Below are 22,120 nucleotides of genomic sequence, written 5' to 3' on the forward strand. Positions count from 1 at the left end.
GTAAAGCATTTTTTCTTTTACAATCATGCATATGGAGCAAATCCCTTCGGGATTTTTCTTTCATATTAATGCTGGATCCACATTTAAAATGTTGATTAAATTCGATATATTGGCTTGGTTATAAGCACAATTCCTGACCACGAAAATCCATGAATCCAACACGTCTTTTTAGCGCCGGAGCAATCATTTTTACAGCACTGGTCTTGCCTGTATATGGTCAGCAGGCAAGCCGGGGAAACTTGTATATTTTTGGCGGCTCGCAAATGACGCTTACTGGTTTTCATACTTTTAAGAACAGCAAGAAAGGAATGTTTCCGGGCGTTATCATTACAGACCGGCAGGCACCGATAAGCATTCTCAATTTTGCAGATAATACATCTCATGCCGGTGCAGGAGAAAATACGCATGTTGATGGCTACGTCCAGAAATATGGCCATACACCGTTTATTTTTCCGGTTGGTGACAACGGATTTTACGGGCCTTTTGCTGCTTCCGGCGACGGTACTACGGGCGCTTACTATCATGCCAATCCTTCCATAGCCGTTACAAGCAATATAACAGGCGGCAATTATCCGGCACTTCCGGCCGGCGCTCCTTTTCCGGTAGAAGCGAAAGCCGATACACTTCAAGCAGTGAGCACGGTGGAATACTGGGATATTGACGGTACCAATGCAACTCCCTTAACACTGACGTGGGACCCGGGCAGTAACCTGGCTGCATTGACGGGCTCAAAGCTGAGCCTTCTGACAATCGCTGGCTGGAACGGAGAAAAATGGACTGTAATTCCGTCGGCTGTGGATTTTACTTCTGTTTTGGGAATCGCCAGTAATTTGTCCAAAGGTTCCATTACGTCTACGGTAGCCATTGTTCCGAACCAGTATAAAGCTTACACATTTGCTGCGCGTATTGAAAACTACCCGGGATCTGTAATCCGGTTCTCGGCGGAGCCAAAAGATAATACGGCCGTTTTGAAACTGAATGAAAGTGAAAAACCCGATGCTGATTTGATTGAAATAGAACGCAGCGTAAAAGGTGTAAACTGGGAAAGAATAGGCAAGTTTGAAGCCTCAGCCCTGAATTCAGAGGTAAACAGCTATTCTTTTATTGATGATAAAACGGTCATCGGAGAAAACCTTTACAGACTCCGAACTGTAAACCATGACGGCACTTTTACATACAGTCCGGTCAAAAGTGTAATGATGGAAAGAGGCGTTGAGGAAATAGCTGTTTTCCCCAATCCTGCTTCGGACCGATTGAAAGTAAGTCTGAAAAATGAAGTCAGATGGAGCCAGGTCAAAAGCTTTAAAGTAAGCAATGTCAAAGGCCAGGATTTTACAGATCTGGTTAAGGTACAGGATGAAGAACTTAACCTGAACGGACTTAGTAATGGAACTTACATTATTTCAGTGACCGGGCAATCGGGCAAAGTTTCACATACCAAGTTTGTTGTTGCCAGATAAAGTTGGATTTTCAGATTGCCAAAGTTGATTTTTAAACAATCAATTCTGATAAATCAGACTAATATATCCCGCAGTAACTTTGGTAGTGCAGCCAGGCTGAGGATTTTTAATGTCTGCCCTGATAGAAAACCCGACCCGGTCATAAGATGAAATTACAGCCGGAACGGAAACATTATAGACAAAATTTTCGGCATACACCGGCGAAAGTCTGTCGCGCGTTCCGGAATTTTCAATTACAACGCCGTTTCGCACCAGATCTACAGACAAGCTCATTAAAGAAGTGCCCGTACAGCCACTGCTGTTCACCATTTCAAGTCGGGTCCTTACATCATAGTTTCCCGGCTGGCCTACAATAAATCCCTTTTCATCGAGAATCCATACTCCGCCGCTAAATAGTCTGAAATTTGGATACGGAATAATTTGTACACTATCATCTTGTAATTCAGTTGTATGTGCCCCGTCGCAAATTCCTCTTGCAAACGGGCTCAGGCTGTTGGGAGTTATCAGCTTCCAGCTTGCTCTTCCCTGCGCATCGCTTGTAAGTACCCGGCCGTTTCCTTGCGATCCGTCCCGGATCGTAATCTGGCCGGTGGATTTGTCTATCCGGAACCTGCGGCCGTTGGTTACGCCTTCTACTTCCAGACTGGCATTGGGATCGACTTTCGTAATGTTATTCCCGATTTTGAATTGTGCAAATGCAGCTTCGGAAAAGACAAGCATTGCGAAAAAGTACGAGCAGAACAGGAATGTTTTTTTCATCAGACGGCCATTAATTTTGATAAACCATCTGAAAACTTCCGGCTACGACTTTGGTTGTGCAGCCCGGTTGGGGATTTTTTATATCTGCCTTAATGGAAAATCCTATGCGGTCACCACCCAAAGCACCACCCAGAACGGAAACATTGTAAACGAAATTTTCAGCATATACCGGTGCCAGCCTGTCATCCGTGCCGGAATTTTCCAGTACAACGCCATTTCGTATCATATTTACCGATAAGCTCATCAGAGAAGTGCCCGTACAGCCGGCGCTATTCACCATTTCCAGTCTGGTTCTGATATCATAATTTCCTGTCGTGCCGACTATTAATCCAATCGGATCAACGCTCCATTCTCCAATTAAAACAGAAATATTAGGATATATAATCGTTTGCGCAATGCCATTTTCCAGTACATCTGTGTATGCACCATAATAAATTGCTCTTGAAAAAGGAGCAAGGCTTGTTGAATAAATCTGCTTCCAGCTTGCTCTTCCCTGCGCATCGCTTGTAAGTACCCTGCCGTTTTCCTGCGATCCGTCCCTGATCGTAATCTGTGCTGTAGATTTGTCTATCCGGAACCTGCGGCCGTTGGTTACGCCTTCCACTTCCAGACTTGCATTGGGATCGACTTTCGTAATATTATTCCCGATTTTCAGTTGTGCAAATGCAGCTTCGGAAAAGATGAGCATTGTGAAAAGGAACGAGCAGAACAGGAATGTTTTTTTCATTATGAACATGAATAAGGACGATTATCAAGGTTTGCTGACAGCTTTTTACAGCATGAAATATTGTATTCAATTTGATGAAAATAATTGGATTTACAAGTGTATTTCCTGCAAACTGCATACAACAATCCGTAATTTTTAATACGTCGTTTATTCAGATTCTGAAATCTTCAGAAACAAGTTTATTTGTTTGTTTCACTGTCATTTATATACTAAAACTAATTGCATGAACATGCACGCATGAAGCTGCAGTTATTCTGTGAATACCTTGCAAATAGTTGTATTTTCAAGTCTTTGCAAAGCAATTTTCAGGATTGGCTTATTCAGCCTGAATGATTTGGCAAAAAGAAAAACCCAGCATTGTTTATTCGAAAGAAAGCAAAAAGTAAAAGCCGTCTTCCGACTCGCCGTTGCCGGTAATAATCCAGCCTTGCGACCGGTAAAAGTTTAAAGCTCTTTCGTTTTTCTGCAGACATTTGAGTGTAGCCGGCCGGGCCATTTTATCCAGACAAGCATTCAGGAGCGATTTGCCAATGCCTTTGCCGGTGAAAGAAGGATTTACAAAAAGAGAATGAATGAAATTGTCAGGCGGCCACCATGCAATGAACCCGACGGGTATGTTCTGACTTACGGCCACAAGCAAAGTTTCATCTTCAGTTACCGCATCAAAATCGTGCAGCTGAAAAGTGTCAGGGCCAATCCAGGGAAAAGCAAACCGGCGCGCCTGCATATAAACCTGCCGCAGTTCCTGCGTATGCTGCGGCGTATATTCCAGAATGGTGAAGATCGGATCTTTCATGTGTGTACAGCTCTTTTAGGATGACTAAAATAAAACATTTGTTGGTATTTTATCAAACATGATTTTACCGGAATGATCAAAGGGAGCAGCTGTATCGTGCACGGGTGGCTGCCTGCTACTCATCGTCACTGATGAAAACAGGAACATAATGTGGCTGTCCTTGCAGCAGTTTGAGCCGCCACGCAGCGTATATTGGTAGCGGTATGCAGCAGTTAAGGGTGAATTCCGGAAAGTGCTTATTGAAAAAGTGTAAATCGAGGTCAGCCAAAGAAGAAAATTGAAGCAAACTGGCTGTGATTCAGGATAATCTTTACGAATTGGCTCGGAACCGGCATATTCAGTCGTGGGTATATGCAAAAATTGTTCCTTCTGTAATAACAACCGATAAATAACTGAAATGTGCATGATTAATGCCATTATGGTGACAAAATTGTGGAAGTAATTCAGCTTTGATCCAAAATACTTGTGAAATTCTGAAAAACTTACGGGAATGACATTTGTTGAGTACTGTCTCTTGGTATCAATAACAGTAATAACAATTCAAACTCATGTCAGATTATGATTCTAAGAATGGACCGGCTGCCTATTGAGCTGCCAACACCTACCAATCCATCGCCCAACGACGCAGCAGCTATTCAGGAGTTGCTGGGAGGAAAATTTGGAGAGATGTCGACCTTGATGAATTACACGTTCCAGTCATTTAATTTCCGTGGACGCAAACGCCTCAGACCCTTTTATGACCTTACAGCAAGTATAGCAGGCGAGGAGTACAGCCATATTGAAGTGGTATCTTACGCCATTAATCTCTTATTGACCGGAACAACAAAACGTGGGTTTGATCCGGAACCGGGCCCGCTGAAAGAAAGCGTGAATGCCCGTCTTTCCCGTCACTTTATTGCCAGCGGACAAGCTTCTTTGCCGATGGATTCCATGGGCGACTGGTGGACAGGCCAGAACGTGTTCAGCAGCGGTAACCTGAAGCTGGATTTGCTGCATAACTTCTTTCTGGAGTGCGGAGCAAGAGCAAACAAAATGCGCGTTTATGAAATGGTCACAGATCCTACCGCACGTGAAATGGTTGGGTTCCTGCTTGTTCGCGGCGGTTTGCATGTTGTTGCCTATGCAAGAGCACTGGAAATTCTGACCGGCGTGGCGGTTACCAAACTGGTTCCTGTTCCTGACCTGAGCAACAAAGCTTTTCCGGAAACACGGAAGTATGAGGAAAACGGCGTTCACAGAAAGCTGTATACATTCAGCAAGGACGATTATCAGCAGGCCGGTCTGGTTTTCAACGGGCCGCATCCTGAAGACGGATTGCCTCTGGAAGTAGTTTTCGGTTCACCTGAAGGCGTGCCGATGCCGGACCTGGAAGAAGAGCCGCAACTGAACTCGCCGGGCGCAGACGGCATCGATCCTGAAATGTTCCGTGACATCGCCATGAAGCTGGGTATTAAATTCTGATTTCTGGTTAATAATATTTTTATAGCGGACAGGAATTTGCTTTCCTGTCCGCTATTATTTTTTCGGCAAATTTTATAATGGACGTTACAGTCGCATTGACAAATCAACAATTGTTGATTGCTCCATATCAAACTGCCACATTAATTATCCTTCGGTTGAAAATCATTCCGGTTTTTAAAATGAAAAACAGAAGTTAAATGTATCTTGCCTGAAACATTCAGCTATTCTTTTTCAGCATGTCCGGAAATTTTCTTTCAGCACTTTTATTATTGTTTTGTATAACAGCGCAAGCGCAGCTTGTATCGGATTCGCTGCTGATTGAAGGACGGCAACGGAGTTTTTTATACAATAAACCGAAAGCCGTCAAACCCGGCGCAAGCCTTGTCTTCATTATGCACGGCTCGGGCGGCGATCCGCAAAGTATCGTAAGTCATGCCACGAAGCTGGAAGCCAGATCCGAAGCTGAAAACCTGATCATTGTTTATCCTGCGGGTTATAAAAGATACTGGAACGAATGCCGGAAAGCTTCTACGGCTTTGACGAATGTTGAAAATGTGAATGAAGAAGCCTTTTTTGACGGCATGATCGCCTATTTTAAAAGCAAATTCAACATCAATGAAGCGCATGTTTTTGCCAGCGGTTTTTCCGGCGGCGGTCATATGGCCTATAAACTCGCTTTGACAATGCCCGGAAAGATTAAAGCCATTTCTGCCATTGTAGCCAATTTGCCGACGCAGGAAAATATGGATTGCACGCCTATGAACGTACCCATTCCGGTGATGATCACCAACGGCACAGCCGACCAGACAAACCCTTATAACGGCGGCGAAGTCAATACGCCGGGCGTAACGCTGGGCACCGTTCGTGCGACGGAACAATCGTTTCAATACTGGGCAAAGCTGGATGGACATGATGGAAATCCGGCCAAAACGATGCTGCCGGATGCAGACAAGAACAATGATGTTACAGTTGAAAAATACACGTATCAGAAAAAAGGAAAACCCGAAGTCACGCTGCTGAAAGTAATCAACGGCAAGCACGAGTTTCCAACTGATTTCGATGTTTTCGAAGAATCCTGGGCTTTTTTCAAAAGGCAGATTACGGCAGAAAAATAAGCATTCAAGGAACGTCGGTCCTTTTAAAGCAACTGAAATCTTTTTTGTATAAATAGAGTAAAGAACCGTTTCGTCCTTCGTCCTTTACTCCATTTTCCCTTTATGCTACTTTCCAATTTTCTCAAGGCGCTGGAAGAAAAACAGCAACTCCCTGAAAGAAAGAAAAATGTCATGCATACGTGGATTGTGGCCGGCTTCCTTTTGGAATGCCATGAAATCGCTGTAAATCATCCAGAGATCATTTGTCCAGGCTGCTGGACTGCTTACTGCAAGTAATTCTTCCACTTCTTGTCCATAAGCGAGAAGTCTTAAATCCGAAGATTGCGAAGTGTGCGTGTTTGTGTTCATTTCTTTTACGAATTAAAGGATAAAAAAAGCCCTGTCTAAGGTGTCCTAACGCTCGTAAAAACGTTCGGGGGACTTTCGCCGCACCCACACCATAACAGGGCAACTCTTGCAAGATCATTCATATGTTTACGAAATTAGGAGCGCCAAGATTCAAAATATTTCAGGAAAATTGCAAATGCAGATAGTGAAAGACTTACATTTTTATGATGTAAAAAACAACTTTTAGGCGTAAGCAAATTTGGTTGAAGCTAAAACGCAGTAGAGCATTAGCATGACTAACAATTCAGCAAAAGTGCCTTGTCTTAGGTGTCCAAACGCTCATAGAAGCGCTTAGGAAGCTTTCGCTGATCCTCACCATAACAAGGCAATGCTTTTGAGTTTTTTCTGCTCAGGATTTCAAAATGCAAAGTTCCGGAAGGTTTTACAGCAATTGCAAATTTAAAAAACAAAAGAATTATAAAGGTTCAGTAAACCCGAATGTACAGTTGTAAATTACTTAGCATCCAATGCGAAGCTTCGTAAGGGTATGATCCTGATTCTGTGTCTCGTGCCTGAGGGTATTTATAATCAGGTGTAAAGAATGAGTAAACAGGATATCTTGATAAAAGCAATTGCGCAGGCTTTTCACGAGCATTATGAAGCTTTACACCGATATGCATACACGATTTTAAGAGAAAATGAGACGGCAAAGGATGTCGTGCAAAAGGTATTTCTGTCACTTCTGGAGCGAACGGACAAGCTTGAAATCAAAATTTCCCTTCAATCTTACCTTTTTAGATCCGTTTATAACCATTGCATCAATCATCGGAACAGAACACCAAAATTTGTGGATCTGGATCAGGTTTCAGATGAATTCAGTAGTGGCAGGAATAGCATTAACCAAGTAGAAGTGAATGAAGTACAAAAACAAATCAGTGCGGCCATTGAAAAATTGCCGCCTCAATGCAAAATCGTGTTCCTGAAGAACCGTGAGGAAGAAAAAACCTATTCTCAGGTGGCATCAGAAATGGGAATTGCGGTTAAAACAGTAGAAGCACAGATGACAAAAGCACTAAAAATTTTGCGTATAGAGCTGGCAGAATTTCTGTCCTGTCTAGTGACCATGATTAACCTTTTTAATTAAAAGAAATCGTGACAGACATACAACCTTTACTCACTAGGTATATTTCGGGTGAAGCAACACCGGATGAAGCCGAAGTTATTGAAGCGTGGATCAATGAATCTGCGCAAAACCACAAAGAATTTCAATGCCAATGGAAGATTATCGAACTGACATTCGCAGGCGGAAATCACCAATTGCCGGATATAGAAACGGAATGGAAAATAACAGAAAACAAGTTAAAGAAATGGAACGGAATCTCTGCAGATGCAAATGCCTGGTATAAACTATTTTTTTATAAGTTACTCGTAATGGGAGTTATCACAACCATTGTAACTGCCATTTTCGTGTTAAACCCTTTTGATAAGGAAGCAAAAGTTACAGAAAAAGCGGATAAAGACAGCCTATTGCTTTCCGGTAAAAAGGAGTTAAGTATTCCTAATGACGAACCGGTAAAAATGAGTAAGCGGGAAAGGAATAACATCAGTGAAACGTATACAAGTTTAACCAAATACAACAGCATTGTCTTTGATTTCAGCGATATGCCATTAAATAAGGTTGCAGGTTCTCTTGAAAAAGAGTATGGGGTTTCAATCATACTGGAAAATCCGGATGCAGGAAATTGCAGAATTACTTCACGTTTTGAGCATAAAACATTAACAGAAATATTGGACATCATGGGATTTACACTTGGGTTCAAATACAAATATTTACCTGAAATAAATCGTATTCTGATACTGGGAAATGGGTGTAAATAAAACTTGTTTTTTGTTACTATTAATTATTATTATAACCGTACTGAATCATCAAGGTTATTCACAAAGAAAGACAAATAGAAATTTGTCATTAAGGTTGCAACTAAAAGGCAAGATTTCCCTTGATTCACTTACCCGGTATGTACATTTGCACACAAGAATCCGATTTTCCTATAATTCAGAAAAAGTCAGCAACAACTTAATAATCACATTGCCTAGAAAGCAATATTCTCTGGCAGAATTACTAAAACACATTACTAAAACGACTTCGTTAACCTATCACATTCTTCATGAATATGTTATATTCCAAAGTAAACCGGATTTAAAAAATCATCTAATTTCAGGCATAAACCATACGGATAAAAAATCGGAAAAGAATAGTAATCAAAAATTAACAGGTAAATTTCAACAATATAATCATGTAAAGGGTAGGAAACTGAAATCTTTAAAATTCGCGCAAGTCAATCCAAATACAGATGAAAAATTAGTTAACGTTAGACAACATAAAGAAACTGATTTTGATATTTGGACAAGCAGGATCTACGAGATGAAGCGAATCGCAAAATATAGTGAAAAACCAGTTAAAGGTATTAATTATACTTTAAGAGGTTCCCAATCAATCGGTAAGCTGAATAGTACGATACAGATGACAGACAAATTTTCAAAACCTGCTTCTGTGTTCAAATGGCATATTAATGCCGGTATGTACGCTTCGGAATTGTCTTATGCAAATATTGCGTATGAGGTTGGTTTCAAGCCAATCCATTTGTTTTCTTCTGTGGGTACTAACTTTAAAATTGCCAATTGGCGAATTGGCCTTGGTGCTGTGTTGAAAGATAAAGTCAAATCACAATATCAAATAAGCGCTACTGTCGGGTTTTTAAGACAAAAGGAGTCGTTTGGTTCTGGGCAATCAAAAGAAAATACATTGGTGAATGGAATATTATACACAGGCGCTATGTCGTGGAATAAAAAACTAACCTCAAAGTGTATTTTAAAGATAGGGCCTACTTTCAATATTCTGAAAACAAGGTATTTTATTAATGACAAACCGGCACTTGTCCGCAACTTTCCATTCGGAACAAAGTGGTATGAAAGTGAATTAAGTCTGATTGATCCGCCTTTTTTACTGCAAAATACGTATTCCATAGACAAGTCATCCTGTGTTAAAAAATGGATTGGACTATCAATGGGATTTTATTACTGTTTTTTATAATATATAATAAGGGTGTTCAATGCTATTTGTGACTTACTTAAAACATGTAAACACACTATGATAGCATTATTGAATACAGCGGAAAGGATTAATGATTCGTATCAGATAAACAGCTATGTTTTTCAGCGTCATGTATTTGCCTATAAAGCAGCAATAAAGTATCTGAAAGGTCTTGTTATTGAGCTTGGTTGCGGTACCGGCTACGGGCTTGAAATATTATCTCCTTATTGTGACTGGATTGCAGGAGTGGACAAATATCAGCCCGATTATAAATGCATTAATTCTAAAAGTGCTGTTTTCAGGAGTTATTTACCACAGTTGAATAACATTGGCAGTAATTCATTTAATACCGTAATTTGCTTTCAGGTTATTGAGCATATTGAGGATGATGTCCTGTTGCTAAATGAAATCCACCGGATCCTTAAACCAGGTGGAAAAGTCATTCTTACAACGCCCAATAAACTCATGTCATTGACACGGAATCCGCATCATATAAGAGAATATACGCCTGAAACAATGAAAGAACTGGTTGCTTCCAATTTTAAAATATATGATATCAAGGGAGTCTATGGGAATAGTTTGGTTATGCAGTATTTTGAATCAAATAAAATAAATATAAGAAAATTCAGCCGTCTAGATATCTTTAATTTACAGTATCGATTACCTGCTGTTTTATGGAAAATTCCTTATGATATTGCAAATAACATTAACCGATTTTTGCTCTATCAGCAAAATGCCATTATTTGTGATTGTATCAAATGGAATGACTATTATCTTGATCATGTTGGAAATGAATGCCTGGATTTTTTCGTAGTAGCTGAAAAGGACATTAATTAAAAAAAATATCGTTTAAAATTAAAAACAACTTTCAAAAGATAGTTAATGAAAAAGATAGTTAAAAGTAATTTGAGTAAACAGGCGGATGAATATAATTGATTTGGTTTACCTGCCATTTAGACGAATCTTTTCAATACAGACTTTCAGATATGTTTGCTGTGGCAGCTTCGTCACAGCATTAGGAATTGTTGTATACTATTTTAGTTATCATTTTTTACTTGATTGTTTTTTTACAGAAAAAATAATCAATGGACAATATACAGAGCAGATTGTAATAGGCCGTTTTTTACTTACTAAATACCTTTCAGCATACCTTGTATCTCTGGTCGTTAGTTTCCCTTTGGGATTTTACTTGTCCAGATCTGTTGTATTTCAGGATTCTCAACTTACAGGCAAAATACAGCTGCTTCTTTACGTATTGTTGCACCTACTGAATGCAATCCTGAATTATTTTCTACTCTATTTTCTTGTGGAGTATTGCGGATTTTGGGTAACTCCGTCCCAGTTCATCGCAACAATAGTAATTGCCGGTTTCAGCTATTACTTTCAAAAACACATTTCTTTTTACAGGCAAAGGCAGCCTGTTCTTTCTGCGAAACTTTTTACTACGCAGGAAAACAGACAGCGTCATAAAATCTGATTGCCATTGATTAATCAGCCTCAAATTTTAATCCATAAAGTAGTCTCGCTATTAGTTTGAAATACCCACCTTATGTATATAGCTCACATAAGGTCTGCAAAAAAAGTAACTAAAATTGGGGCAGCATTGTAGTTAAAAAAACAGACCCTGTGTTTTTTATGACAAACGAAATATAATTTTTTATAGAAAAGGCCGGCCGAATGCATCGTGCGAAAACGAGTGGATTTACGAAGAAAACATTTATACGCTATTGATTTGTAATATTCGTATGGTTATAATTTATCCTAATTGATTCATATAGAAAAAGACAATAGGAATATTTAATGTTATTTTAATTTGGATTTAATGCCATGCTAACCAACGTTGGCGCTATTTGTGACCAAGTTTAGACCGGAGCTCAATATTTTACACCTCGTCTTTATACGGTTTTGCCGCCAATGATAAAGTTGTTCAGATTCTACTTTTCAATTTGTATCCTCCTGTTGACTGCATTTGTTCAACGCCATGGAGGTGCAGATGAGTCTGTTTACCTTTCTTCATTTCAAAATTTCAACGTTTCGGCACTTCCCGGCAATGGTGTTTTAACCAGTAACCTGCATCTGAACTTCGAGGCAGACCATTCCGGTAAGGAAAGAAAAAGTGCTGTAAGTGTTGCCGTGAATGCCGAAGAAAAGGAAGATGAATCAGTTGCTTCCAGAAAGTACATTGCCGTAAGCAAGGGCCTTCATGCTGCCTTATGTACGCAGACTGGCAGGCAACTCTGCCATCATATCAGCAGAAGCATATTTTACTTCAGGCATTTTACTTATTCTGCAACTTACAGGTTGCTGTATCTCAAACTGAAAGTCTTCCGGATCTGATACCAAATCCTGAACAGGCGCAGTCGCCTGTTTTTCCCGGCACGCCGCACCTATTGAATGCGGCACATAATGCTGAAACAAGAATTATCAAGAAAACCATATTGTATTAACTAACAAAATAATGAAGAGGATTCTCATGGCCATGAGCTTGTGTGCGTTGTTGTTCGGCACAAGCTGTGAATCAAAAAAAGAGGAGAAAGAAGAAGAAGTGGAATATTCGGTGACAAGTCCTTTGCAGAAAGATACGCTGGTTACCAAAGAATATGTCGCTCAGATTCATGCCATCAGCCACATTGAGCTGAGGGCTCTGGAAAAAGGTTATCTCGAAAAGATTTATGTAGACGAAGGTCAGTCGGTAAAGAAAGGTCAGCTGATGTTCCAGATCATGCCGATGATTTATGAAGCTGAAACAAAAAGGGCGCAGGCAGAGGCCAACTTTGCTGAAATTGAGTACCAAAACACAAAATCACTTGCGGACAGCAATGTGGTTTCCAAAAATGAGCTTGCTCTGGGCAAAGCCAAATTTGACAAGGCAAAAGCAGAACTGGGATTGGCGCAGGCGCATTTGAGCTTTACGCAGATCAAGGCTCCGTTCAATGGTATTATGGACCATTTTCAGGCAAGGCTCGGAAGTCTTGTGGATGAAGGCGACTTGCTTACAACCTTGTCGGACAACAGTAAAATGTGGGTTTATTATAACGTACCCGAAGCTGAATACCTGGATTACAAAACGCAGATCATCAAAGACGGCGCACTGAAAGTAGGACTGCTGATGGCCAACAACAAGATGTTTGATTATCCCGGCGTGGTTGAAACCATTGAAGCTGACTTTAACAATGAAACGGGTAACATTGCTTTCAGAGCTACATTCCCGAATCCGCAAGGACTTTTGAGACATGGCGAAACGGGTAATATCGTAGTGAAGATGCCATTTAAGGATGCGCTGATCATTCCTCAGAAAGCTACCTTCGAGGTTCTGGAAAAGAAATACGTTTATGTGCTGGATAAAAATAATGTGATCAGATCCAGGGAAATTACCATAGCAGCCGAGCTGCCGCACATTTTTGTGGTTAAGTCCGGTTTGAACAAAGACGACAAAATACTTCTGGAAGGCTTGCGTCAGGTCCGCGAAAACGAAAAGATACACTCCAAATTCGTGCAGCCTGATTCTGTAATCTCCAATTTAAATCTTTATGCCGAATAACCGGGTATTCTAAAAACACAAAGACATGTTCAATCAATTCATAAGAAGACCTGTATTCGCTATTGTGATTTCGATCATGATCGTCTTTATAGGCATCCTGGCAATTGAGAAATTACCCATTTCCCAGTTCCCGGACATTGCCCCGACAACCGTAAATATTTTTATAGCTTATCCCGGAGCCAGTGCCGACGTACTGGTGAAATCCACGCTCATTACGCTGGAACAGGCGATCAATGGTGTTCAGGACATGCGGTATATCGCTACCGATGCAACCAGTGCGGGGGAGGCGACGCTCAGGATCATCTTTGAGCCCGGGACCGACCCCAACGTTGCCGTTATCCGTGTAAAAACAAGGGTGGACCAGGTTATGCCGCTTTTGCCGGAACTTGTACAGCGGGAAGGGGTTATTATTTCGCCGGTTCAGCCGAGTATGCTGATGTACGTCAACCTTTATTCCAAGGAAAAAAGCATTGACGAAAAATTCCTGTTCAACTACGCTACGGTTAAAATGATTCCGGAAATCCAGCGGACCAAAGGGATTGCCAGAGCGCAGATCTTGGGTAGCCGCAGGTATGCCATGCGTCTTTGGCTAAACCCGGAGCGTATGCGTGCGTATAATGTCTCTACGGAAGAAGTAATGAAGGCGGTAGGAGAACAAAGTATCGTAGGCCGGCCGGGCCGGATCGGGCAAAGCTCGGGTATCGCTGCACAATCGCTGGAATATGTACTTACTTATAAAGGAAGGTACGATAAACCGGAAGAGTATGAAAACATCATTATCCGGGCAAATCCGGCGGGTGAAAGCATCCATTTAAGGGATATTGCCAAAGTGGAACTGGGAAGTGAATTCTTTGATATTTATTCCAACCTGGACGGGCATCCTTCGGCGGCCATCGTATTGCGACAAAATTACGGCAGTAACGCCAGTGATGTAATTGAAGAAGTAAAGAAGAAGCTGGATGTAATGAAAGCGTCCTTTCCTCCGGGCGTGGATTACAAAATCAGCTATGACGTTTCCCAATTCCTGGACGCGTCGATCGAGCAGGTTATTGATACATTGAGAGATGCGTTTATCCTTGTTGCGCTTGTTGTTTTCGTATTTCTTGGCGACTGGCGTTCTACTTTGATCCCGATCCTTGCTGTTCCGGTATCGTTAATTGGTGCGTTCTTCGTGATTCAGGGTTTCGGGCTTTCCATTAACCTGATTACGCTTTTTGCCCTTGTACTCGCCATTGGTATTGTGGTCGATGACGCGATTGTCGTCGTCGAGGCCGTGCATGCGAAGTTTGAAGAGGAGCCGGGCATATCGCCTTACAATGCGGTGAAAAAAGTACTTGCCGAAATCAGCGGAGCCATTATCGCGATTACAGCCGTTATGGTGTCTGTATTTCTTCCGATCTCTTTTATGTCGGGCCCGGTGGGTACTTTCTACCGCCAGTTCTCGATTACCATGGCGAGTTCCATTGTAATCTCGGCCTTGATCGCCCTTACGCTTACTCCGGTGCTCTGCGCCATGCTGCTGCAAAATCATCATGGTCATGCGAAGAAGAAAAACGTACTTACCAAAGCGTTGGATAGCTTTAACCGGATTTTTGACCGGCTTACAGGAAGATACGTAGGCTTGTTGAAAAGAATTGTCAGCCGCAGGGTTGTTACCTGGGCCGTATTGCTGCTTTTCTGCGCCGGAATTGTATTTGTGAACAAAATTCTGCCGTCCGGATTTATCCCGAATGAAGACCAGAGTACGATCTATGCGATTATCCAGACACCTCCGGGTTCTACGCTGGAAAAGACCAACGAAGTTTCCCGCCGTCTTCAGAGAATTTGTGAAGAAGTGGGCGGAATTGAATCGGTATCTTCTCTGGCCGGTTACGAAATCATGACCGAGGGTAGGGGTTCCAACGCCGGTACCTGTCTGATCAACCTGAAACCATGGCATGACCGTGACAAGAACGTGAAGGAAATCATGGAAGAGCTGGAAGCCAAAACAAGAGGGCTTGGAGCCGTGGTCGAATTCTTTGAACCGCCTGCCATTCCTGGTTTCGGTACTTCCGGCGGTTTCTCCATGCGTTTGCTGGATAAAACATCCGATACGGACTATGCCGAATTCGACAAGATCAACAAGAAATTTATGGATGATCTGGCTAAGCGTCCGGAGCTTACGGGTTTGTTCACCTTCTTTGCCGCGAATTACCCGCAATACGAATTGCAGATTGACAATCAGCTGGCCATGCAGAAAGGCGTATCGATCGGAAAAGCGATGGACAACCTCAACATCATGATCGGTAGTACGTACGAGCAGGGTTTTACAAGATTTAACCAGTTTTTCAAAGTGTACGTGCAGTCTGACCCGAGTTTCAGAAGGCTTCCATCGGATCTTTTAAAGCTTTTTGTAAAAAATGATGCAGGTGAAATGGTGCCTTATTCTTCCTTTATGACATTGAAGAAAGGGCAGGGGCCAAACGAGATCACCCGTTTCAACCTTTATAATTCAGCAGCCATCCAGGGTCTTCCGGCCAATGGCTATACGACTGCGGATGCCATTCAGGCTATTCGGGAAGTTGCGGCCAAAACATTGCCGCAAGGATACGACATTGCTTTCGAAGGTCTTTCTTACGATGAGTCGATCCGTGGAAATGAATCGCTTGTTGTATTCATGATCGTACTGGCATTCGTATACTTTGTACTGGCAGCGCAGTATGAAAGCTTTATTATTCCGTTTGCAGTCGTGTTATCGCTGCCGGTCGGGGTATTCGGTTCGTTCCTGCTGCTGAAAATGATGGGCCTGGAAAACAACATCTACGCACAGATCGGATTAATCATGCTTGTCGGTTTGTTGGGTAAAAATGCCGTACTGATCGTGGAGTTTGCCGTTCAGAAGCGGCAGCAGGGAGAAACAATCCTGAACGCAGCCATTGAAGGTGCCAAAGTCCGTTTCCGTCCGATCCTGATGACTTCGTTCGCCTTCGTTGCAGGTTTGATACCGTTGATTATTGCAACAGGCGCGGGAGCGATCGGCAACCGTACAATCGGTGCCTCGGCCATGGGCGGTATGTTGTTCGGGACTATTTTCGGGGTTATCATCATACCCGGGTTATACTATATATTTGGCAGCCTGGCCGATGGCAGAAAAATGATCAAAGACGAAGAAGACAGCTCATTGTCCGAAGGCTTCGTTCATGCGATCGACACTTTCCCTCAAATACAAGAAACTCAAAATGATGCGCAATAACAGAATATTGAATTGGGTCGGGGTGGCTTTCATGGCCCTGGCTTACAGCGGGTGCAATGCGCCGTCACTGGTTCAGAGAACGCCTAATAAATCAGCAATCCCTGCGAGTTACAACAACTCGCAGGACACCACCAACTCGGCCAGGCTGCGGTGGAAGGAATATTTTACAGATCCGAACCTGACTGCACTGATCGATACTGCTTTGCATAATAACCAGGAACTGAACATTACATTGCAGGAAATCGAGATCTCGAAGCAGGAAATTCGTGCAAGAAAAGGAGAATATCTTCCTTTTGTAGGATTACGCGCCGGAGCCGGAATTGAAAAAGCAGGCCGCTATACGCAGGTAGGTTCCAGCGAAGCAACTACGGAAATCAAGCCGGGAAGAGAAACGCCTGAGCCGCTGCCGGACTTCGTTGTAGGTGCCTATGCGCGTTGGGAAGTCGATATCTGGCACAAGCTGCGGAATGCAAGAAAAGCAGCAGTAAACAGGTATCTGTCGTCTGTTGAGGGTAAAAACTTTATGGTAACCAACCTGATTTCCGAGATTGCCAATTCGTATTATGAACTGCTGGCAATGGATACACAGCTGGCCATTGTTAATCAGAACATCCAGATTCAGAATAATGCGTTGCAGATCGTGAAAATGCAGAAGGAAGCTACCCGTGTAACGGAACTTGCCGTTCGCAGGTTTGAAGCACAGGTACTTAATACGCAGAACCGGCAGTATGCCATTCGTCAGCGGATTGTTGAAACAGAAAACAGGATCAACTTTTTGCTGGGCCGTTTCCCGCAGCCTGTTGCACGAAACAATCAGAATTTTGACACCATGATGCCGCAAATGATCCGCGCCGGGATTCCGTCGCAATTGCTGGAAAACCGGCCGGATGTAAGGCAGGCGGAACAAAATCTGGCAGCTGCCAACCTGGATGTACAGGTGGCACGTGCAAATTTTTATCCTTCACTGGGTCTGAATGCAGCTGTGGGTCTGCAGGCTTTCAATCCGATTTATCTGGGAAATGTACCCAAATCGCTAATGTCCACGCTGGTTGGTGATCTTGCAGGGCCATTGATCAATAAGAATGCGATCCAGGCTACTTATTACAGCGCCAATGCAAGACAAATCCAAAGTATCTATGATTACGAAAGAACGGTCCTGAATGCTTATATCGAGGTTGTAAACCAGCTTTCCAATATCAGTAATCTGGAACAGAGTTACAGTACCAAATCCAGGGAAGTGCAGGCACTGAATGAATCGACCAACATTGCAAACCGGCTTTTTACATCAGCAAGGGCCGATTATATGGAAGTACTGCTTACGCAGCGGGAGGCATTGGAATCCAAATTCGATTTGATTGAAACCAAAATGCAGCAAATGAACGCTACGGTGAATATTTACCGGGCACTGGGCGGCGGCTGGAACTGACAGCACCGCATTGCTGTGTAAATAATTGCTTTCAGGTAATTATTTAAAATACACTAAAAGGGAGTAATTGGAGGGTAGAAAACTCTTTCAATTACTCCCTTTTTGTTGCAGAACCCTTTCAGGACGTTTAAATAGATTACTTCTTAATGCGGTACAGGAACGGGGCTTTATTTGCCGCGCCTGTAAATTTCTTATCCAGCCGTTCCAGCACGTTCAGGTCCAGAATTTTTTTCTGAAAATTGTTCCGGGCAAAGGGCTTGTCAAAAACCGTTTCGTAAAGTTCCTGAACTTCCTTCATGGTGAAAGTTTCCGGAAGCAGGTTAAAAGCAATCAGTTTTTCGTCCAGGCTGAGCCGCAGCGTATCCAGCGCTTTTGCAACAATCGCATTGTGATCCATGATCATGGCCGGAAGTTCCTTTATGTTATACCAGTGGATCGACTCATCAAGATCCGTTTTCTGAGGCGTCACTTTGTTGATGTCCACAAGCGCATAGTATCCGACCGAAACAAATCTCCGGGTAAACCAGTCGTATTCTTTCCGGTTGAGGCCGTTGCCGGTCAGCCTTTCAGGATTAAGCGAAATCAGTTTATCTATAAATTCCAGACTGTTCCTGGCGGCTTTCCCGAAAACGTAAAACTGTTCCAGATAAATTTCCGAGATCCCGGTCCGCTCCTGAAGAATTCTGTTTGCAGCCGCGTCCATGTCTTCACTCTGATAAACAAAACCGCCCGGTACCGCCCAGAAATCTCCGTTGAAATCAAGTTTGGGAACCAGTACTTTCAATTGCTTTTCATGATAACCGAATATGACGCAATCTATGGAAAGCTGCTGAATGTAGTTCTGTTCACTGGGATGATGCATAGGGCAAATTTAAAAAATGAATGTAATTAAAGATTTCTCTTTCTTCTCGGCAGTAAAGATAAAACTGTACCGGAAGCCAAAATTTTAACCATTAATCCCACCGGCTGTATTACTATTCCTATGTTGGTACAATGCAAATGAATAATATAAAAATAATTATTGTCTAAATTATAGACAATAAAATAATTAATGATAACTTTATCCGGTCATCAACGGATAAGCTGCTTGAAACAAAAGCATGAATCAGTTATAATCAGAATAGCATATTCCGGTTTATGGCCTGCAATTTATTTTTAAGTGCAAGTAACCCTGAAAAGCATTTCAATTTAACCAACCATAACAATGAAAAAAGCAAGCATTCTTTTCATCTTATTGCTGACGGCAGTTGTCTTCAAAGGCTATTCCCAAACAGCTGCTACAAATGATTTCTTTGCAGGAAAATGGGAAGTTTTAGTTGTTGGCACACCAAACGGTGATTCCAAGCTGGTTACTGATCTTGTCAGAAAAGACGGTAAACTCACAGGCGAACTGAAAGATCCGACAGGCCAGAATCCGGAGGTACTTCCGATTACGAGCATTGTAGAAGAAGGGAATAAAATAACCCTTTATTTTACTGCACAAGGAACCGACGTAAGCCTGGATCTTGCAAAAGTAGACGACACACATCTGAAAGGATCCGTTATGAGCGGAATGTTTGATGCCAGCGCAGTACGAATTAAGGAGTAGTTTTGGGATGAAGGGAGGGAGAGTTGAGGGAGAAAGGATTAAGGGAGGAAGGATTAAGGGAATAGGGTTTCTTGACGATAGTCCGAAGCTGATCTGGTTCTCCTTCCAGCATCTTTTCAAGGCCAAGTTTCTGCAACCTGCCAGGAAAGTCATTAAGCGCGTCACGGCTCATGAACTGCTTCAAAAATTCATCTGTTCAGAGTTTGGGAAATGCCTGTGGTTTTTGGCGGTGATAACTGCGATTTTATTGCGCGTTTCGAACTTGCTTATTTCGGAGGTAGAAATTCAACCTTCGGTTTAGGTATGTAAAAAGTTGGATACAAAAATGGGCCGCCACCATCTTTATAAATAGTAACTCTTTCGCCGCTCTTTACGTAGGTCCAGGCTGCTTCGCCATCGTGAGTATTTGCGAACTTCACTTCCATGGTATCATAAGGAATATTTACCAGAAACTCTTCCGTGCCATCATAATAGAAGAATGGGACTTCTTTTATCTTGATAGTTCTTCTTCTCGGGTTTTCTGTGAAATATCGTCTGTAAGCTGATTTGGTCTGAACCGTAATAATCGTGCTATCTGGCAAAATCTTGTCAATTGTAATTGAGTTTAAGGCATCCTCACAATGAGTCTCTGCAATGAAACTTTCGACGAAGTGTGTTACTGAGCTGTCAAGCTGGATTGACGTGTCAGATTTAGGCTTTTCGCTTTCTTGACGACAAGCACCTATTGTAACTATAAGAATACAGATTATCACGTATTTCATCAACTGCATTATAAAAGCTCGTTTAAAATCGACTTTCAGTTTTGACACAAGATCATGAAAATACTGCGGACTCCAAATATCCAAAACACTGGCATTTGGTATAAATCTCCGAATATCATCCTTGATTCGGTGGAAGTTAACCGCATCTATTCTCTCATTCAGCAAGTCCCGAAACTCAGCTTCACTGATATTTTCTTGCTCCCAATCTCCGCTATCTTTTGCACGTAGCGCGAAGTGCTTAAGATTCAATGGAACACCTTTTCGGATATACCATTCCATATCATACCAGTCGCGTCCTTTCACATTGTCTTTCCATTTCCTGAAAAGCAGCGCATGCATCTTTCCGGCGAAGAGGTCAGAAATGCTGAAACACTTCACATAAAAAGAGAATGGTTAGAGTAAAAGCTTTTCTTCGGTATCAAATCCCGTGGGCGGCATGGTATCGACTTCCAGTTTGATCTTTATGCTGGCTGTTTGCCCAAGCCCTTGCTGCGGCACTACGCCTTCTAGAACCAGTTCCCGCCAGATCGTCTCCGACTTTAAAAATGCGGAATCAATGTTCGTCTTAACCGCTTTCTGTTTTTCCTTGATCGATACATGCATTCCCAGCGCCTCAAATTCATTGATGATAGCAGGTATGTAAGTGTTGATCGAAAAATCAGGGTCAACTTCGAGCAGTGAGAAGTCAAGATCCTCAGAAAATCTGTCAAGGCCGTAAAAAATGCGGAGTGCTGTTTCGCCATAAAATGCAGCCCTTTCAAAGAAGCCTTTGCGATATAGTCCAGCCAAGGCAACTTCCTGCATAATTTCACGCAAAGCCTGAGTTGCATCATCCTTGTTGACGGGATTATAGCTCGCAAGCCAATCTTTGATCATAGGTCCTCAATGAATTTAACGATTTGCGCCAAGCTCTCGCGTTTAGGAGAATCCGTTAGCCAGGCTTCCATTGTTCTTATATCGAGCTGCTGCAACTGATCTTCATCTATTCGCAAGTTTTCAACCAGATAGTCACTGGCTGCAATTTTACTGCGCAGCTTCAAGCCCGCTGTATTGATTATTTTGTCAAATAAAGCTTTCTCTGGGGACGCAATAAGTGCATTCTGATCTTTCCCCATCGCCACCTGCCGTATCCCGAAGCTGTAATAAGGTAGCGGCATTCGTGTAAAACTGAATGCGCCGGTAGGCGTATCAAATCGCCGCGAAGCCTTTGTCGTAGCGGAGGAAACTTAAAACACTCGCTCGGGGATCAATCCGTAGTACGATAGTGCACTATCGAAAGACACATAGCTAGGGCCCAGCATGTGGTTTGCGAGAAGAAATGGCTCTGTACGTGTTTCTGAAAGTTTTGTAGATGGTAAGTATAAGCCTTTCTTGACTGGTTCGATAATTCCTGCAGAGATCAGCTCATGGATTTTATCGTTTGGGCGTTTGTAGTCCTTCAACAGCGAGGTGAGTAACTGATGCGTTAATGGCTGGTTGGAAAGGTTTCTTATGCTTTGGGATAGATCCATGTGTTAATTTAACAAGATAATCGGGAATACTCCGATTATCTTGCAAGAAAAGCACATTAAATGAAGGGAATTTCTTTTCCATTAATTAGCATTGACATTCACTTCGATCGACGTAGGTTTTATTTCCGTTGGAATTGATGTAGTAGCACCCGCCCCTTGGTCCCTTATTTAACTGTTGACCGTTGTGTGTACCACACGGAATAACCTCACCACAAGAGGCAAAGGCACTAAAAGTAAAGATAAGGAGGAGACCGTAAAGAACTTTTTTCATGTTAAATGGAGGAAGTAGTTGTGAAATACAACCAGAAGTTTTTCGTCCATTGGT

20 protein-coding genes and 1 pseudogene are annotated in these 22,120 nt (G+C 42.4%); 13 read left to right on the forward strand and 8 right to left on the reverse strand.

The window, feature by feature from the left end; translation table 11 throughout:
* Positions 1 to 149: 149 nt before the first annotated feature.
* Entirely contained in the window at positions 150 to 1,460 is a 1,311-nt protein-coding gene (locus FEM33_RS07035; protein WP_139011365.1) for a T9SS type A sorting domain-containing protein, read from the forward strand.
* Positions 1,461 to 1,499: 39 nt separating this feature from the next.
* Here the strand turns inward: FEM33_RS07035 and FEM33_RS07040 are convergent, their stop codons facing one another.
* The 4 genes from FEM33_RS07040 to FEM33_RS07055 all read right to left on the reverse strand — a co-directional run bounded on the left by FEM33_RS07040 (position 1,500) and on the right by FEM33_RS07055 (position 4,147).
* A complete protein-coding gene (locus FEM33_RS07040) occupies positions 1,500 to 2,219 on the reverse strand; it encodes a hypothetical protein (RefSeq protein WP_139011366.1) in 720 nt (239 codons plus the stop codon).
* Positions 2,220 to 2,229: 10 nt separating this feature from the next.
* A complete protein-coding gene (locus FEM33_RS07045) occupies positions 2,230 to 2,946 on the reverse strand; it encodes a hypothetical protein (RefSeq protein ID WP_139011367.1) in 717 nt (238 codons plus the stop codon).
* Between the two features lie 361 nt (positions 2,947 to 3,307).
* Positions 3,308 to 3,742, reverse strand: coding sequence for a GNAT family N-acetyltransferase (locus FEM33_RS07050; RefSeq protein ID WP_139011368.1), 435 nt, complete (start codon positions 3,740 to 3,742; stop codon positions 3,308 to 3,310).
* A 24-nt stretch (positions 3,743 to 3,766) separates the two neighbouring features.
* Positions 3,767 to 4,147 carry a hypothetical protein gene (locus tag FEM33_RS07055; protein ID WP_139011369.1) on the reverse strand — a complete coding sequence of 127 codons (381 nt, stop codon included), beginning with the start codon at positions 4,145 to 4,147 and terminating at the stop codon, positions 3,767 to 3,769.
* 153 nt (positions 4,148 to 4,300) lie between these two features.
* Between FEM33_RS07055 and FEM33_RS07060 the strand changes: the two genes are divergently transcribed.
* Both FEM33_RS07060 and FEM33_RS07065 read left to right on the forward strand, forming a co-directional pair.
* The gene (locus FEM33_RS07060) at positions 4,301 to 5,203 is read left to right on the forward strand and encodes a manganese catalase family protein (RefSeq protein WP_139011370.1); all 903 of its coding nucleotides are present in this window, start codon (positions 4,301 to 4,303) and stop codon (positions 5,201 to 5,203) included.
* A 269-nt stretch (positions 5,204 to 5,472) separates the two neighbouring features.
* Positions 5,473 to 6,318: a CE1 family esterase gene (locus tag FEM33_RS07065; RefSeq protein WP_310588808.1), complete on the forward strand. Its 846-nt coding sequence runs from the start codon at positions 5,473 to 5,475 to the stop codon at positions 6,316 to 6,318.
* A 105-nt stretch (positions 6,319 to 6,423) separates the two neighbouring features.
* Here the strand turns inward: FEM33_RS07065 and FEM33_RS07070 are convergent, their stop codons facing one another.
* Entirely contained in the window at positions 6,424 to 6,666 is a 243-nt protein-coding gene (locus FEM33_RS07070; RefSeq protein WP_139011372.1) for a hypothetical protein, read from the reverse strand.
* 580 nt (positions 6,667 to 7,246) lie between these two features.
* Here FEM33_RS07070 and FEM33_RS07075 point away from each other — a divergent pair.
* The 9 genes from FEM33_RS07075 (at position 7,247) to FEM33_RS07115 (ending at position 17,935) form a co-directional block, all read left to right on the forward strand.
* Positions 7,247 to 7,789, forward strand: a complete 543-nt coding sequence (locus FEM33_RS07075) for an RNA polymerase sigma-70 factor (RefSeq protein ID WP_139011373.1) — start codon at positions 7,247 to 7,249, stop codon at positions 7,787 to 7,789.
* A gap of 173 nt (positions 7,790 to 7,962) precedes the next feature.
* On the forward strand, positions 7,963 to 8,523 hold the full coding sequence (locus FEM33_RS07080; RefSeq protein ID WP_139011374.1) for a FecR domain-containing protein: 561 nt from the start codon (positions 7,963 to 7,965) through the stop codon (positions 8,521 to 8,523).
* Positions 8,510 to 9,736 (forward strand): hypothetical protein, encoded by a 1,227-nt coding sequence (locus FEM33_RS07085; RefSeq protein ID WP_139011375.1) that lies wholly within the window; start codon positions 8,510 to 8,512, stop codon positions 9,734 to 9,736. The genes FEM33_RS07080 and FEM33_RS07085 overlap by 14 nt, the downstream gene beginning before the upstream one ends.
* Before the next feature lie 57 nt (positions 9,737 to 9,793).
* Positions 9,794 to 10,573, forward strand: a complete 780-nt coding sequence (locus FEM33_RS07090) for a class I SAM-dependent methyltransferase (protein WP_139011376.1) — start codon at positions 9,794 to 9,796, stop codon at positions 10,571 to 10,573.
* Positions 10,574 to 10,658: 85 nt separating this feature from the next.
* Entirely contained in the window at positions 10,659 to 11,213 is a 555-nt protein-coding gene (locus FEM33_RS26975) for a GtrA family protein (protein WP_139011377.1), read from the forward strand.
* Positions 11,214 to 11,695: 482 nt separating this feature from the next.
* Entirely contained in the window at positions 11,696 to 12,073 is a 378-nt protein-coding gene (locus tag FEM33_RS07100) for a hypothetical protein (protein WP_139011378.1), read from the forward strand.
* A 121-nt stretch (positions 12,074 to 12,194) separates the two neighbouring features.
* Positions 12,195 to 13,277 (forward strand): efflux RND transporter periplasmic adaptor subunit, encoded by a 1,083-nt coding sequence (locus FEM33_RS07105; protein ID WP_139011379.1) that lies wholly within the window; start codon positions 12,195 to 12,197, stop codon positions 13,275 to 13,277.
* A gap of 25 nt (positions 13,278 to 13,302) precedes the next feature.
* Positions 13,303 to 16,509, forward strand: a complete 3,207-nt coding sequence (locus tag FEM33_RS07110) for an efflux RND transporter permease subunit (protein ID WP_139011380.1) — start codon at positions 13,303 to 13,305, stop codon at positions 16,507 to 16,509.
* A complete protein-coding gene (locus FEM33_RS07115) occupies positions 16,499 to 17,935 on the forward strand; it encodes a TolC family protein (protein WP_139011797.1) in 1,437 nt (478 codons plus the stop codon). Before FEM33_RS07110 ends, FEM33_RS07115 begins: the two co-directional genes overlap by 11 nt.
* 136 nt (positions 17,936 to 18,071) lie before the next feature.
* Here the strand turns inward: FEM33_RS07115 and FEM33_RS07120 are convergent, their stop codons facing one another.
* Positions 18,072 to 18,797: an NUDIX hydrolase gene (locus FEM33_RS07120; RefSeq protein WP_139011381.1), complete on the reverse strand. Its 726-nt coding sequence runs from the start codon at positions 18,795 to 18,797 to the stop codon at positions 18,072 to 18,074.
* A gap of 342 nt (positions 18,798 to 19,139) precedes the next feature.
* Between FEM33_RS07120 and FEM33_RS07125 the strand changes: the two genes are divergently transcribed.
* Complete coding sequence (locus FEM33_RS07125) at positions 19,140 to 19,523, forward strand: hypothetical protein (RefSeq protein WP_139011382.1); 384 nt, start codon at positions 19,140 to 19,142, stop codon at positions 19,521 to 19,523.
* Positions 19,524 to 19,789: 266 nt separating this feature from the next.
* On the opposite strand, the pseudogene FEM33_RS26675 reads toward FEM33_RS07125, so the two are convergent.
* Together FEM33_RS26675 and FEM33_RS26680 are read right to left on the reverse strand one after the other, a co-directional pair.
* Positions 19,790 to 21,160, reverse strand: a pseudogene (locus FEM33_RS26675) (nucleotidyl transferase AbiEii/AbiGii toxin family protein).
* Positions 21,157 to 21,441 carry a hypothetical protein gene (locus tag FEM33_RS26680; protein ID WP_229214126.1) on the reverse strand — a complete coding sequence of 95 codons (285 nt, stop codon included), beginning with the start codon at positions 21,439 to 21,441 and terminating at the stop codon, positions 21,157 to 21,159. Before FEM33_RS26680 ends, FEM33_RS26675 begins: the two are co-directional and overlap by 4 nt.
* Positions 21,442 to 22,120: the final 679 nt, after the last annotated feature.

The sequence above is a fragment of the Dyadobacter flavalbus genome (assembly GCF_006149045.1).
Taxonomy (GTDB): Bacteria; Bacteroidota; Bacteroidia; order Cytophagales; family Spirosomataceae; genus Dyadobacter; species Dyadobacter flavalbus.

Bases quoted from the DNA above. Each gene is read 5' to 3' on its own strand.
- FEM33_RS07120 (WP_139011381.1), bottom strand. From the start codon at position 18,797: ATGCATCATCCCAGTGAACAGAACTACATTCAGCAGCTTTCCATAGAT.
- FEM33_RS07090 (WP_139011376.1), top strand. From the start codon at position 9,794: ATGATAGCATTATTGAATACAGCGGAAAGGATTAATGATTCGTATCAG.
- FEM33_RS26680 (WP_229214126.1), bottom strand. From the start codon at position 21,441: ATGCCGCTACCTTATTACAGCTTCGGGATACGGCAGGTGGCGATGGGG.
- FEM33_RS07085 (WP_139011375.1), top strand. From the start codon at position 8,510: ATGGGTGTAAATAAAACTTGTTTTTTGTTACTATTAATTATTATTATA.
- FEM33_RS07105 (WP_139011379.1), top strand. From the start codon at position 12,195: ATGAAGAGGATTCTCATGGCCATGAGCTTGTGTGCGTTGTTGTTCGGC.
- FEM33_RS07110 (WP_139011380.1), top strand. From the start codon at position 13,303: ATGTTCAATCAATTCATAAGAAGACCTGTATTCGCTATTGTGATTTCG.
- FEM33_RS07040 (WP_139011366.1), bottom strand. From the start codon at position 2,219: ATGAAAAAAACATTCCTGTTCTGCTCGTACTTTTTCGCAATGCTTGTC.
- FEM33_RS07070 (WP_139011372.1), bottom strand. From the start codon at position 6,666: ATGAACACAAACACGCACACTTCGCAATCTTCGGATTTAAGACTTCTC.
- FEM33_RS26975 (WP_139011377.1), top strand. From the start codon at position 10,659: ATGAATATAATTGATTTGGTTTACCTGCCATTTAGACGAATCTTTTCA.
- FEM33_RS07045 (WP_139011367.1), bottom strand. From the start codon at position 2,946: ATGAAAAAAACATTCCTGTTCTGCTCGTTCCTTTTCACAATGCTCATC.
- FEM33_RS07035 (WP_139011365.1), top strand. From the start codon at position 150: ATGAATCCAACACGTCTTTTTAGCGCCGGAGCAATCATTTTTACAGCA.
- FEM33_RS07055 (WP_139011369.1), bottom strand. From the start codon at position 4,147: ATGCACATTTCAGTTATTTATCGGTTGTTATTACAGAAGGAACAATTT.
- FEM33_RS07075 (WP_139011373.1), top strand. From the start codon at position 7,247: ATGAGTAAACAGGATATCTTGATAAAAGCAATTGCGCAGGCTTTTCAC.
- FEM33_RS07125 (WP_139011382.1), top strand. From the start codon at position 19,140: ATGAAAAAAGCAAGCATTCTTTTCATCTTATTGCTGACGGCAGTTGTC.
- FEM33_RS07050 (WP_139011368.1), bottom strand. From the start codon at position 3,742: ATGAAAGATCCGATCTTCACCATTCTGGAATATACGCCGCAGCATACG.
- FEM33_RS07060 (WP_139011370.1), top strand. From the start codon at position 4,301: ATGATTCTAAGAATGGACCGGCTGCCTATTGAGCTGCCAACACCTACC.
- FEM33_RS07115 (WP_139011797.1), top strand. From the start codon at position 16,499: ATGCGCAATAACAGAATATTGAATTGGGTCGGGGTGGCTTTCATGGCC.